This is a genomic window from Candidatus Kinetoplastibacterium desouzaii TCC079E (assembly GCF_000340795.1).
Lineage (GTDB): Bacteria > Pseudomonadota > Gammaproteobacteria > Burkholderiales > Burkholderiaceae_B > Kinetoplastidibacterium > Kinetoplastidibacterium desouzai.
Window position 1 is genome coordinate 97,109 of record NC_020294.1, and the last position, 13,630, is coordinate 110,738.

The following is a 13,630-nucleotide window of genomic DNA, read 5'->3' on the forward strand; positions in this document are numbered from 1 at the left end:
ATGTTTTTGTATTTTAATCAATTTATTTTGGGTGTTTGCTAATGAAATTCTTATTTCCAATTTTTATCATAGATGAGGACTATAGGTCTGATAATGTTTCTGGTCTTGGAATTAGAGCATTGGCTGATGCTTTTGAAAAACAAGGAATGCCTGTTATAGGAGTTACTGGTTATAGTGATATAAGCTCTTTTGCACAACAACAAAGTCGTGCAAGCGCTTTCATTTTATCTATAGATGATGAAGAGTTTGATGTAGATTCTCCAGAAGATGTAGCTATAGCGATAAAGAAATTAAGAATTTTTATAGCTGAGGTAAGATTTCGTAATGCTGAAATACCAATTTATTTATATGGAGAAACTAGAACATCAGAACATATTCCAAATGATATTTTACGAGAATTGCATGGTTTTATCCATATGTTTGAGGACACTCCAGAGTTTGTTGCTAGGCATATTATTAGAGAAGCTAATAATTATATAGCTAGTTTAGCTCCTCCATTTTTTAGAGAATTAGTAAAATACGCACAAGATGGATCTTATTCTTGGCATTGTCCAGGTCATTCTGGAGGAGTTGCGTTTTTAAAAAGTCCTGTAGGTCAAATGTTTCACCAATTCTTTGGTGAGAATATGTTACGAGCTGATGTTTGTAATGCTGTTGATGAACTTGGTCAGTTACTCGACCATACTGGGCCGATATCAGAATCAGAAGTTAATGCGGCTCGTATTTTTCATGCTGATCATTGTTATTTTGTTACAAATGGGACATCTACATCTAATAAAATAGTTTGGCATGCTAATGTTGCTGCAGATGATATAGTTTTGGTTGATCGTAATTGTCATAAGTCAATATTACATGCAATCACTATGACAGGAGCTATACCAGTATTTCTTAGACCTACTAGGAATAATTTTGGTATTATTGGTCCAATTCCTTTGAGTGAATTTGATCCTGAGAATATAAATAAGAAAATAGCATTACACCCTCTTACAAAAAATCTTAAAAATAAAAAACCAAGAATTCTTACTTTAACTCAAAGTACTTATGATGGGGTAATATATAACGTTGAAATGATTAAAGAATACTTGGATGGTTATGTTGATACTCTTCATTTTGATGAGGCATGGCTTCCACACGCTTCCTTCCATGATTTTTATAGAAATATGCATGCTATAGGGCAAGAAAGACCTCGTAGTATTGAATCGATAGTTTTTGCTACACATTCTACTCACAAACTTTTAGCAGGTATATCTCAGGCATCTCAAATAATCGTACAGGAATCTCAGAATTGTAAATTTGACAGAAATGCATTTAATGAAGCATATTTAATGCATACTTCTACTTCTCCTCAGTATGCAATAATAGCTTCCTGTGATGTCGCTGCTGCCATGATGGAACCTCCTGGAGGGACTGCTTTGGTGGAAGAGAGCATTAAAGAAGCAATTGATTTTAGAAGAGCAATGCGTAAAGTTGAGTCAGAATATGGTAAAGACGATTGGTGGTTTAAGGTTTGGGGTCCTAATAAGTTAGGTCATGATAAAATAGGTAATAGAGACGATTGGATGTTGGACTCTGATAATCAGTGGCATGGTTTTGGTAATTTAGCAGAAGAATTTAATATGCTTGATCCAATTAAAGTTACTATTATTACTCCTGGGTTAAATATGTCAGGTAGTTTTGATTTGACAGGAATACCTGCTTCTTTGGTTTCAAAATATCTTGCTGAACATGGTGTGGTTGTAGAGAAGACTGGTCTTTATTCTTTTTTTGTTTTGTTTACTATAGGTATTACGAAAGGTCGTTGGAATACATTGTTAACTGCCTTACAGCAATTTAAAGATGATTATGATAGAAATCATCCAATGTGGAGAATTTTGCCTGATTTTTGTAAGACTTATAATAAGTATGAGAAATTGGGTCTTAAAGACTTGTGCAATATGATACATGATTGTTATCGTGATTATGATATTGCTAGATTAACAACAGAAATGTATTTAAGTGAAATGATACCAGTTCTTAAGCCTTCAGATGCTTTTGCAAAAATGGCTCATCGTGAAGTTGAGAAAGTTGAGGTATCTGATTTAGATGGTAGAATTACTGGAGTTCTGCTTACTCCGTATCCTCCTGGTATTCCTTTACTTATTCCTGGAGAGAAATTTAATAAAACAATTGTTAAATACTTAGAGTTTGCGAGAGACTTTAATAAAAATTTTCCAGGTTTCGAGAATTATATCCATGGACTTGGAGTTGAGAATCATAATGGCTGTAAAAGATATTATATAGATTGTTTGAAATAGTTATTTTTTAAAAGCAAAGGCTTGGGGTTTTTTATATAAGTAACAAAATCATAGTCGAGACCATTTTCTTTGGGTTGTTTTTCTCTAGCTTCTTCATGCCAAATACTTGATTTTAGAGCAGGGAAAAACACATCGCCTTTCATTTCTGCATGTATTTCAGTAGCTAAAATTTTGGATGCTATTGGAATAAATTGCAAGTATATTTTTTCTCCACCAATAATAAAAACTTTTTCTGTTTTATTGCATTTATGAATTGAGTCTTTTAATGAATTTGCAATTATGACTCCCTCAGGATATGTATTTTTGCTGTTTGTAAGGATTATATTACTTCTGTTAGGGAGTGGTTTTACAGGTAAAGACTCCCAGGTATTTCTCCCCATTATTATTGGATAATTAGAAGTTTTATGTTTAAAATGCAGTAAATCACTAGGTAATTTCCATGGGATTGAGTTTTTTGCTCCTATTACTCTATTTCTGGAATAAGCAACAATTATAATAATTTCCATATTTTTAGTTAAATAGCTACTGGAGCTTTTATATGTGGATGATATTGATAGTTTTCTATTTCGAAATCTTCATATTTATATTCAAAAATAGAATTAGGTTTTCTTTTTATTTTAAGTGTTGGGAGTTGGAAAGGAGTCCTAGTAAGTTGTAAATTAACTTGATCCAAATGATTGCTATAGATATGACAATCTCCACCTGTCCATATTAGTTCCCCTATTTTAAGATTACATTGCTGTGCTATCATATGTGTTAACAGAGAATAGCTAGCAATATTAAATGGAAGTCCTAGGAATATATCAGCACTACGCTGATATATTTGGCATGATAATGTATTATTAACGACATATAATTGAAACATTATATGGCATGGAGCTAAAGCCATATTATCTATTTCTGGAACATTCCAGGCTGATACAATTAATCTTCTTGAATTGGGGTTTTTGTCAATGTTTTTGATGAGATTATCTATTTGGTCTATAGTTTTTCCATCATGTGTAGGCCAAGATCTCCATTGAACTCCATATATAGGACCTAAATCACCATCTTGATTTGCCCACTCATTCCAGATATTAACGCCATGTTGATTTAACCATTTAATATTATTATTGCCACTTAAAAACCACAGCAGTTCGATAATAATGCTTTTTATGTGGAGTTTTTTTGTTGTTAATAAAGGGAACCCATTAGAGAGATTAAATCTCATTTGATAACCGAAAATAGATCTTGTCCCAGTATTAGTTCTATCTATTTTTATAGATCCTTTTTCTAAAGTATGTCTTAATAGTTCTTTGTATTGATACATATTTTTTTACAATTAGTTAGTATATATATTCTTTATTATAATTATATTTAAATTTAAGATCTTTTATTTAAATAAAGTAATTAATTATATTTAATAGTTAGAAGAATTAATTTTTAGTGAGCAAATCAAAGGATTTTAGCTAAAATCATTACAAATTAGTATTTAACAATATTTTTGAATATTATATATTAAATTAATACAATGTTCATATTTTTGGATAATTAGATTGCTTGACCTTAGTTATCTTTTTGGGTTTGTAAAATTTGAGGAATATCAATCCAAGGCGCTATTTCTAGTAGTTTATTTAGAAATATTTTTTTTATTTTTCAAGATCACATTGGTTGTAGGCTTCAAAACGCATCATTATGCTTGGTGTTGTATTTGAAGATCGTATAAGACCAAATCCATTATTGTAATCCACGCGTAACCCATCTATTTGGGTTATTTGTGTATGTTTTTCATGCGTAAAGTTATTTTTAAATTTTTTGACAATTTTCTTTGCTTCTGATGTGCTAGGTGTATTTATTATAATTTCAGGGGTGGTTATAGAGTTTGGTAAAGATTCTAGTATTTCAGAAGGATTATCAAACTTAGATAAAATTTCTAGCAATTTACATCCTGCATATAATCCGTCATCAAAACCATACCAGGAAGAATCATTGAAAAAAAAATGACCACTAGTTTCGCCAGCTAGAATAGCATTTGTTTGTTTTATTTTGGCTTTTATTAATGAATGTCCGCTTTTCCAAATTATAGGTATTCCACCAGATTCTAAAATAATATTTTTTAGATTTTTAGTTGATTTTATGTCATAAATTATTTTTGATTTGGGGTTATTTTTTAATAAATTTCTAACAAATAGAATCATTAAGCGATCTGGCCATATAATTTCTCCTGATTTCGTTATAACAAACAATCTGTCACCATCACCATCAAATGCCAGGCCTATTTCACAATCGGATTTTTTTAAATAAGATATTATTGTTTTTAAATTATTAGGATCGGATGGATTAGGATAGTGATTAGGGAAAGAGCCATCTATTCTGGGAAATAATGTTTTTAAATTGCAGCCTATTTTTTTTAATAGTTTTACGGCAGTAGGGCCGACAACCCCATTGCCAGTATCTATGACTACTGACATAGATTTAGAGAGTTTTACTGTAGAGTGAATTTTATTAATGTATTTTTTTGTAAAGTCTAAAGTTTGTAATAAACCTCTTTCTTTGAAAATTCTTGTGTTGTTATTTAAAACACCATTTTTGAGATTGCGTATTTCTTTACCGTATAACGGTTTATTATCTATAATAATTTTAAATCCATTGTAATTTGGAGGATTATGACTGCCGGTTACTGCTATGCCTGAGTTGCTAATGTGGTGGTGGGTTGCAAAATATACAATCGGTGTTGGTACTTGCCCAATGTTAATAACGTTAATATTGTTATCCAACAATCCTTTTTGTAGGGCTAACAATAATACTTTACTGCTTATTCTACCATCTCTTCCTAGTATGATAGATTTGATGTTCTTAGAATGTAGAATTATTGCTATTGTAAGTCCTAACCTATAAGAAAAATCTTCGTTTATTATATTTGGGACTATTCCGCGAATGTCGTATTCTTTAAATGCTGATGTAAAAAGTTCTGATTTCTTCACTTAATTATTTTAATATATAATTATTTTTAGGTCTTGTTTGGTAATTTTTAAATATTTTCAAGATAAATTTAATGAGTTTTAAAAAACTTATATTTGTTTTTGGGTTAATAAAGAGAATAATATAATTATGGATTTCCTAAATCATCTAAGAGCTTTGATAGGGTATAATTATGTCTTGACAGATACATCAGCGCAACCTTTTTTGTTAGATTGGCGTGGGAGATATAAAGGATGTGCATTAGCGGTTGTATTTCCTAAAAATGTTCAAGAAATATCAAAAATAGTGTGTTTGTGTATACAATACAATGTATCTGTTGTTCCTCAAGGTGGTAATACAGGATTGTGTGGTGGAAGTATTCCTAATGATGGGTTGGTAAATTCAATTGTATTGTCAACAACCAGACTTAATGCTATTAAAAGCATAGATACAGTTAATGATTCTATAGTGGTAGAGGCTGGATGTACATTAAAAAAATTACAAGATATTGCGCTTCAGAACAATAGATTTTTTCCATTAAGTTTAGCATCAGAAGGTAGTTGTACCATTGGTGGGAATTTGGCGACTAATGCCGGAGGTACTCAGGTTATCAGATACGGTAATATGAGAGATCTTACTCTTGGTATAGAGTTTGTAAATCCACATGGTTTAATAATAAATTCTTTAAAGTCATTAAGAAAAGATAATTCTGGTTATAGTTTACGTGATCTTTATATTGGAAGTGAGGGTACTTTAGGTATTATTACGGCCGCATCATTAAAATTATTCCCTATTGAGAATAGAAAAATAACAGCATTAGTTTCTTTAGATTCTATTGAAGATGCAGTTTGTTTGTTAGAGAGAAGCCGATGTGTATTTGGTTGCGCGTTAGTGGCTTTTGAGTTGATTAGTAATTTTTGTTTAAATTTATCAATAAATTTCATAGGTGTTCATGGTCATACTATAGATAAGGAATTTTCTAAATCACCGTGGTTTATTCTTTTAGAATTATCTGATATTAATGTAAATGATGACGAAGATTTTATCATGAGTAGATTTGAATCTTTTCTAGGAAAATGTATAGATTCTTTTTTAATAAAAGATGCTGTTATTGGGGTAGATAGATCACATAGCAATTCCTTATGGCATATAAGAGAAAGTATACCATTAGCAGAAAAGTCATTAGGTAAGGCTATTAAGCATGATATATCTCTCCCAATATCGTGTATTCCTAAATTTCTTAATGATATTAAAGTCTCATTACATGAGAAATTCTATGGGTTACAAATAGTTGTGTTTGGACATTTGGGAGATGGAAATTTACATTTTAACCTTTTTAAATCTTGTGATCAGACAGAAGAAGAACTTTTGTCTTTGCAAGATATTATTTATGATTTAGTGCATAGTAGAGTAAATGATCTTGGTGGTTCTATAAGTGCTGAGCATGGTATAGGCCAACTGAAAGTTCTTGAAATAATTAAATATAAGAATGAGGGAGAGTTGGATATGATGAAATCAATTAAAAATGCTCTTGATCCTTATAAAATTATGAATCCTGGGAAAATTATTCAATATTAATCTTGGCATAAAGGGCAATAGTAAGTAGATCTATTATTCTGATAGATTTTTATAATGTCATTCTTTTTGCATATTTTGCATTGTTTACCTTCTCGATTATATACATAAGCATATTTTTCTATGTATGATCCTTGTTTGCCGTTGGAGTCAACGAAGTTTTTTATTGAGCTTCCTCCAGATGCAATCGCTTCATTTAGAGTTTCTATAATTATTTGTGCTAATTCTTCGCATTGATTGATTGACAAATATTTGGTTTTTAAGAATGGGTTAATTCTGGATTTAAATAAAATCTCCGATGCGTATATATTTCCTATACCTACTACTATTTTTCCATTTAGTAATGCTTGTTTTATATTAGTATTATTGATTTTAAATTTATTATAAAGATATTCTCCAGTAAAATCATTGGAAAATGGTTCTATTCCTAATTTATTAATTAACGGATGTAATTCTATTGGGCCATTTTCATATGGGTGCCATATAACTGCACCGAAACGTCTAGGATCATTTAATCTTAGAGCAAATTCTTCAAAAATCCACTCTACATGATCATGTTTTTCTAGTGGTTTGTCTAAGTAGCTAAATTGTAATGATCCTGACATTCCAAGATGGATAAATTGAATTCCATGTTCAAAATGAATTAATATATATTTACTTCTTCTGGTGCAGTCTAAAACTATTCTTTCTTTTAGTATTTCGTCTGTATTATTATCTATAGGCCAACGTAGACGATTATTTCTAATGACAATTTTGTTTAGTTTTTTCTGGAATATTCTATTTCTTATTCCTTGTTTAGTAATTTCTACTTCAGGTAGTTCAGGCATTATGATTATTGATCATTCTAAAAACAATTGTTAAATAAATAATAATGTTATCATGTTTGTTCAATTCTAATAATCTTAAATTATTAATTAATGATAGCAATATTTCGTTTTATTTATATATTATTAGTATTCCTGACTACATCTTGTTCATATAATAGTTATTTGGATAGGGATAGAGAAGATTACTTTCTCCGTGAAGGAGTTTTTTCGTGTGTGCAAAGTAATTATAAGGATGATACAACTACTTTAGTAAAAGGAAAGTTTTTATGGTACGAGTGCGCCGATTATTATTCTTTTAGTTTATTTAGTTTTTGGGGAAAGAAAGAATTGCAGTTTTCTGATTTTTTTAAATATAAAGAAATAATTTTATCTGATGGTATTAAGAAAAGTTTTGTAAATATAAGCACAAAAGCTTTATTAGAAAGAGAAATTGGAATTTATATTCCGATTGATCAAATTAGGTTCTGGATTAGAAGATCTTTTAAGGAGCATGATAGCATTGTTTCTAATAGCAAGATAAATGATTTTATTTATTTCGAGTTTGATGGTTGGGTTGTAAAGTTGTCAAATTATGATTGTGTTGGTCCTAAGGTTATATTCTTGGAGAAAACACTAGAAAATTTTAACATAAGAGTTAAGTTAATTGTTAAGAATAATGAATAAAAGAACTATGATGAATCATATGAATGATTTATTTTTAAGAGAGTGTTGTTTTTGTATTGTCTTTTAGTATGTAATCTTGATGTAAGGATAAATCTTTATTCTTTAATATAATGTTATTAATTACTTGCAATGTATTTTTGAGAGTATTGTTAAATTTAACAATACAGAATATTATTGGATGTTTACAATATTTTTTAAACAATGTTAAATTGTTTGTTAATTTTCTTTGAGAATAAATTAAAATATGCTAAAATTAAAAAGCAATTGTGGGTTGCTAAAAATATTTTCAACATGTCAGTAATGATTAATATGTTTGATAAATATAAATTCTAGTTAAGATATCTAACCATGTGTTTTGTTTTTTTGTAGAATATGCTAAATTTGATTATGTTGTTTTGGCAGAAGAGAAAATAGTATTATAATAAAAACAGTGGTAGAAGTTTAAAGTTTTTGGGTTTGCTTTCTATAGAGTAAAAGTCTACCTAAGATTGGATAATCGTCTACTTCAAAAATTGGTTGCTACGTAAATTGATGGGGAGTCGCCAAGTTGGTTAAGGCACCGGATTTTGATTCCGGCATTCGAAGGTTCGAATCCTTCTTCCCCAGCCAAGTAAAATTTATTGGCTGTTAGCTTCTTTCTAAAAACATAAATTTCTACAATTTTATCATGACAAAATACAGTTTCATGGTTTTTACAGGTACTGCTAATAATAAATTAGCTCTGGATGTTGTTAACCATTTAGGATCATCTTTAGGAAATATGACTATAGGCCGTTTTTCAGACGGTGAAGTTATGGTTGAAATAGAAGAGAATGTCAGAGGTAAAGATGTATTTGTTCTTCAACCGACTTGTGCTCCTACTAATGATAATTTAATGGAAATTATGGTTATAGTTGATGCCTTACACAGGGCTTCAGCTGGCCGTATTACTGCTGCTATACCTTATTTTGGGTATGCAAGGCAGGATAGAATATCTAGGTTTGCAAGGGTTGCTATTACAGCTAAAGTAGTAGCTAATATGTTGCAAAGTGTAGGTGTGGATCGAGTTTTAACTATGGATTTACATTCAGAGCAGATACAAGGTTTTTTCGATATACCTGTTGATAATATATATGCAGCTCCTATCTTAATAGAAGATATTAAAAAGAAAGAATTAACAGATATTGTAGTTGTTTCTCCTGATATAGGAGGTGTTGTTCGTGCTAGAGATCTTGCTAAGCATTTAAATGCTGATTTGGCTATTATTGATAAAAGAAGACCTAGTCCAAATGTATCTGAAGTTATGAATATTATTGGAGAGGTTGACTCTAGGCATTGTATACTTGTAGATGATATGGTTGATACTGCAGGCACCTTGTGCAAGGCAGCGTTTGCTCTTAAAGAGCAAGGTGCTAAGTCTGTTTATGCATATTGTACTCATCCAGTTTTGTCTGGTAATGCAGTTGACTCTATAGAATCATCTGTAATTGATGAGTTAGTTGTTACTGATACCATTCCCTTGATTAATGGAATGAAGGATTCTAACAAAATAAGACAATTGTCTTGTGCTTCTCTTTTGGGCAAGACAATGTTGAGAATTTGTAATGCAGAGTCAGTTGGATCGTTATTTTCTTAGTGTATGTTTTATGTAATTTTTTAGTGTTGGTCGCGACATTTAGAATTTTCTAAAATCATATCTTTTTATTTGTATTTATTGGGGGTTTTTTGTGAAATTTAATGCCACATTACGTAGCGTTCATGGCACGAGTGCGAGCCGCCGCCTGCGCCACAATGGATGTATACCAGCTGTTGTTTACGGTGGAAATATAGCACCATTGAATATAGAGCTTGATCACAATGAGATATATCATGCTTTGAGAAAAGAAGAGTTCCATTCTTCTGTATTAGAAATGTATATGTCTGGAACGAATAAAACTGAGCAGGTTATTTTACGTTCTGTGCAGTGGCACCCATATAAACAACAAGTATTACATGTTGATTTTCAACGTGTAAGTGCTAATCAAAATATAAACACTAAGATTCCTTTACACTTCTTAAATGAGGATATATCTCCAGCTGTTAAATTAGAGGGAGCAATAGTAAGTCATATTATTACAGAATTGGAAATTTCTTGTTTGCCTTCTATGTTGCCTCAATTTATAGATATTGATTTATCAAAAATTGAGCTTGGAAAATCTATACATCTTTCGGATATTACTTTGCCTCAGGGTGTTGTCTACAATGGTAGTGATATTGATCCATTGTTAGCCTCAGCTTTAGCAAACAATGATATTTCTGATGGAGAGAATGGATCTAATGTAGAAGAAAAAGCTGAATAAATTAATATATATTTTTATTTTTGTCTTATATAAATGACTTGCTCTTTGGATTTGATAGTTGGTTTAGGTAACCCAGGTTTGGAATATTCTCTTACTCGACATAATGCTGGATTTTGGCTATTAGATAATATGGCTGAAGATTTACAAGTTGAGTTCGTATATGAAAAATATTTTCCAGGCTGGGTTGTAAAATATACTAGAAATAGTAAGAATTTGCTATTTTTCAAACCTGCAACATATATGAATAATTCTGGTGTAGCACTATCTAAATTCATGCATTATTATAAAATATTTCCAGAAAAAACACTCGTTGTTCATGATGAAATGGATATTTTTCCTGGAGATATTAGAATAAAATATAGTGGAGGAACTGCTGGTCATAATGGATTAAAATCTATTCAAAATTCACTTAATAGCAATTCTTTTTGGCGTATTCGCATTGGAGTTGGACATCCTCGTCATATTAATAATAGGCAATCTGTTTCGGATTTTGTGCTAGATAAACCTAGCAAGAGTGATAAGAGTAATATAGATATAGCCATGAAACATTGTTTGAATTTAATGCCCTATATAATGGATGGCAATTTTGCTGTTGCCCAGCAAGTATTAAAGCAAAGTATAAGTAATTCTAGTTCATAGTAAAATATAATATTATATGAATAGTGGAGTTAAATGTTTTTATAAAGAAATAAGAAATTTTATTTGTTTTATTAAAAAACCTTCTTATCCTTTAAAGTTACAAACTAAACTGTATTCTAATCATATAGAAATAGATTGCTGTTTGCAGAATGATTTTAGATTGTTACTTAGTTGGCTTTCTGTTTTATGGCTATTAAATATATTTATTTTAGGACCATGTTCTTATGTAGTAGCAAGTTATATTGAAGCTTATCATAGAATGCAAATTCATTCTATTTCTATTCTTACTGTTGTCATTTGGGCTCCATTAGTAGAAGAAATATTGTTTAGATATTCTCTATTATGTAGTTTTTCTGAGATTATTATAATAATACCGTTTTTCATTTTATTAATATTTAGTGGTCCTAGTTTTTTTAATGTATTTATATTATTTTTACTAATTATTGTTATTATTTATTTAAATGAAAAAAATTCTTTTTCCTATAAATCTGATTTTTTGAATAAATATATATACTTTCCATTCTTATTTTATTTTTCAAGTTTTTTATTTGCTTTTATTCATCTTTTAAATTTTTGTTTCGAGAATACTTCAAATTTTCTTATGGTTCCTTTTTTAGTTTTGCCGCAATTTGTAACAGGTCTTGTATTAGGGTGGATTCGTGTTAGTAGAGGAATTGTTTTCTCGATTATTCTACATTCTTTATTTAATGCTGGTCTTGCTTTATTAATTTGTATGCAAAGCGAAAAAATTTATGTTTAATATATATTATTGGAAATAATTATGGCGTTACGTTGTGGCATAGTAGGTTTACCAAATGTTGGTAAATCAACACTGTTTAATGCTTTAACAAAAGCTGGAATAGCAGCAGAGAACTATCCTTTTTGTACTATAGAGCCCAATATTGGAATAGTAGAAGTTCCAGATGATCGATTGGATATATTAGCAGGAATAGTAAAACCAGAAAGAGTTGTTCACGCAACAGCTGAATTTGTCGATATAGCAGGATTAGTTGCTGGTGCTAGTAGTGGAGAAGGTTTAGGTAATAAATTTTTATCTCATATTAGAGAAACAGATGCTATTATAAATGTTGTTCGTTGTTTTGCAGATTCTAATGTAATTCATTATGAAGGGAAAATAGATCCTATCAATGACATAGAAGTCATTGAAACTGAGTTAATTTTAGCAGATTTAAATACTGCAGAAAAAGCTTTAGCTAAATATACAAAACTTATTTCAAGTGATAAAAGCAATCAAATTGTAGTGAACTTATTACAATCAATATTAAGTCATTTAGATGGGAATAAACCACTAAGATCTCTAGAATTCTCTTTAGAAGAAAAGGATTTGATTAAAAGATTTTCGTTCTTAACATATAAACCAATTATGTACGTGGCTAATGTTGATGATAATGGTTTTGTGAATAATAGTCTTCTAAATAAAGTTGAAGATTATGCAAAAAGAAATAATATTCCTATGGTTGCTATTTGTGCTTCATTAGAGCAGGAAATAGCTGATTTATCAATTGAAGATAAAAAGATTTTTTTACAAGATCTAGGTTTTGAAGAAATAGGTTTAAATAGATTAATTCGTTCAGCATTCTCACTTCTTGGATTGCAGACATATTTTACCGTGGGTGTTAAAGAAGTTCGTGCTTGGACTATCCCTATTGGAGTTACAGCTCCTAAAGCAGCAGCTGTTATACACACAGATTTCGAAAGAGGATTTATAAGGTCTCAAACAATTGCATATAAAGATTTTGTTGATCTTGGTAGTGAATCAAAGGCTAAAGAAGCTGGCAAAATGAGATCAGAAGGGAAAGATTATATTGTGCAAGATGGAGATATTATGAATTTTTTATTTAATGTATAATATGTTTAATTTTTAAATTTTTTTTGAATCCTTCTACTATTGAAGGAGAAACAAATTTACTTATATCGCCACCAAATTGAGCTATTTCTCTGACTATTGTACTAGAAATATACTGAAAATTGTCAGAAGGTGTCATGAAGATTGTTTCTATATTACTCATCAGTTGTTTATTCATTCCTGCCATTTGAAATTCATATTCAAAATCTGAGGCAGCTCTTAGTCCTCTTATTATTATTTGAGCATTTTCTTGTTCTATAAAATCTTTTAATAGTCCATCAAAGCTAGATACATATACATTAGAGTATTTGGATAATACCTCTTTGGCCATATGTGAGCGTTCTTGTAGAGTAAAGAACGGTTGTTTTTTTTTACTTGATGCAATAGCAACTAAAATTTTATCAAATAATTTAGAAGTTCTTTTAATAAGATCCTCATGTCCTTTGGTTATAGGATCAAAGGTTCCTGGATATACAGCAATTATCATATTATATTAATTCATTTTAA

13 protein-coding genes and 1 tRNA gene are annotated in these 13,630 nt (G+C 30.1%); 9 read left to right on the forward strand and 5 right to left on the reverse strand.

The window, feature by feature from the left end; genetic code table 11:
* The first annotated feature begins 41 nt into the window (after window positions 1-41).
* Complete coding sequence (locus tag CDSE_RS00455) at window positions 42-2,294, forward strand: arginine/lysine/ornithine decarboxylase (protein WP_015396059.1); 2,253 nt, start codon at window positions 42-44, stop codon at window positions 2,292-2,294.
* On the opposite strand, the gene CDSE_RS00460 is transcribed toward CDSE_RS00455, so the two are convergent.
* From CDSE_RS00460 to CDSE_RS00470, 3 genes are all read right to left on the reverse strand, one after another.
* Window positions 2,273-2,800, reverse strand: a complete 528-nt coding sequence (locus tag CDSE_RS00460) for a dihydrofolate reductase (protein ID WP_015396060.1) — start codon at window positions 2,798-2,800, stop codon at window positions 2,273-2,275. The two genes, CDSE_RS00455 and CDSE_RS00460, sit on opposite strands and share 22 nt — an antisense overlap.
* Before the next feature lie 8 nt (window positions 2,801-2,808).
* Complete coding sequence (locus CDSE_RS00465) at window positions 2,809-3,603, reverse strand: thymidylate synthase (protein WP_015396061.1); 795 nt, start codon at window positions 3,601-3,603, stop codon at window positions 2,809-2,811.
* 319 nt (window positions 3,604-3,922) lie between these two features.
* Window positions 3,923-5,257, reverse strand: a complete 1,335-nt coding sequence (locus tag CDSE_RS00470) for a phosphomannomutase/phosphoglucomutase (RefSeq protein ID WP_015396062.1) — start codon at window positions 5,255-5,257, stop codon at window positions 3,923-3,925.
* A gap of 127 nt (window positions 5,258-5,384) precedes the next feature.
* Here CDSE_RS00470 and CDSE_RS00475 point away from each other — a divergent pair, with 127 nt between their 5' ends.
* A complete protein-coding gene (locus tag CDSE_RS00475; RefSeq protein WP_015396063.1) occupies window positions 5,385-6,812 on the forward strand; it encodes an FAD-binding oxidoreductase in 1,428 nt (475 codons plus the stop codon).
* On the opposite strand, the gene mutM is transcribed toward CDSE_RS00475, so the two are convergent.
* Entirely contained in the window at window positions 6,809-7,636 is an 828-nt protein-coding gene (gene mutM, locus CDSE_RS00480; RefSeq protein ID WP_015396064.1) for a bifunctional DNA-formamidopyrimidine glycosylase/DNA-(apurinic or apyrimidinic site) lyase, read from the reverse strand. The two genes, CDSE_RS00475 and mutM, sit on opposite strands and share 4 nt — an antisense overlap.
* A gap of 213 nt (window positions 7,637-7,849) precedes the next feature.
* Here mutM and CDSE_RS00485 point away from each other — a divergent pair, with 213 nt between their 5' ends.
* The 7 genes from CDSE_RS00485 to ychF all read left to right on the forward strand — a co-directional run bounded on the left by CDSE_RS00485 (window position 7,850) and on the right by ychF (window position 13,126).
* The gene (locus CDSE_RS00485) at window positions 7,850-8,299 is read left to right on the forward strand and encodes a lipoprotein insertase outer membrane protein LolB (RefSeq protein ID WP_041186193.1); all 450 of its coding nucleotides are present in this window, start codon (window positions 7,850-7,852) and stop codon (window positions 8,297-8,299) included.
* Window positions 8,300-8,831: 532 nt separating this feature from the next.
* A tRNA-Gln gene (locus CDSE_RS00490) sits at window positions 8,832-8,908 on the forward strand.
* A gap of 58 nt (window positions 8,909-8,966) precedes the next feature.
* Window positions 8,967-9,914 carry a ribose-phosphate pyrophosphokinase gene (locus CDSE_RS00495; RefSeq protein ID WP_041186194.1) on the forward strand — a complete coding sequence of 316 codons (948 nt, stop codon included), beginning with the start codon at window positions 8,967-8,969 and terminating at the stop codon, window positions 9,912-9,914.
* A gap of 91 nt (window positions 9,915-10,005) precedes the next feature.
* Window positions 10,006-10,617 carry a 50S ribosomal protein L25/general stress protein Ctc gene (locus CDSE_RS00500; protein ID WP_015396068.1) on the forward strand — a complete coding sequence of 204 codons (612 nt, stop codon included), beginning with the start codon at window positions 10,006-10,008 and terminating at the stop codon, window positions 10,615-10,617.
* Between the two features lie 33 nt (window positions 10,618-10,650).
* Window positions 10,651-11,256 (forward strand): aminoacyl-tRNA hydrolase, encoded by a 606-nt coding sequence (gene pth, locus CDSE_RS00505; RefSeq protein WP_015396069.1) that lies wholly within the window; start codon window positions 10,651-10,653, stop codon window positions 11,254-11,256.
* Window positions 11,257-11,272: 16 nt separating this feature from the next.
* Window positions 11,273-12,016 (forward strand): CPBP family glutamic-type intramembrane protease, encoded by a 744-nt coding sequence (locus tag CDSE_RS00510; protein WP_015396070.1) that lies wholly within the window; start codon window positions 11,273-11,275, stop codon window positions 12,014-12,016.
* A 21-nt stretch (window positions 12,017-12,037) separates the two neighbouring features.
* Window positions 12,038-13,126 carry a redox-regulated ATPase YchF gene (gene ychF / locus CDSE_RS00515; protein WP_015396071.1) on the forward strand — a complete coding sequence of 363 codons (1,089 nt, stop codon included), beginning with the start codon at window positions 12,038-12,040 and terminating at the stop codon, window positions 13,124-13,126.
* Here ychF and coaD read toward each other — a convergent pair.
* On the reverse strand, window positions 13,116-13,610 hold the full coding sequence (gene coaD, locus CDSE_RS00520; RefSeq protein WP_015396072.1) for a pantetheine-phosphate adenylyltransferase: 495 nt from the start codon (window positions 13,608-13,610) through the stop codon (window positions 13,116-13,118). The two genes, ychF and coaD, sit on opposite strands and share 11 nt — an antisense overlap.
* Between the last annotated feature and the right edge of the window lie 20 nt (window positions 13,611-13,630).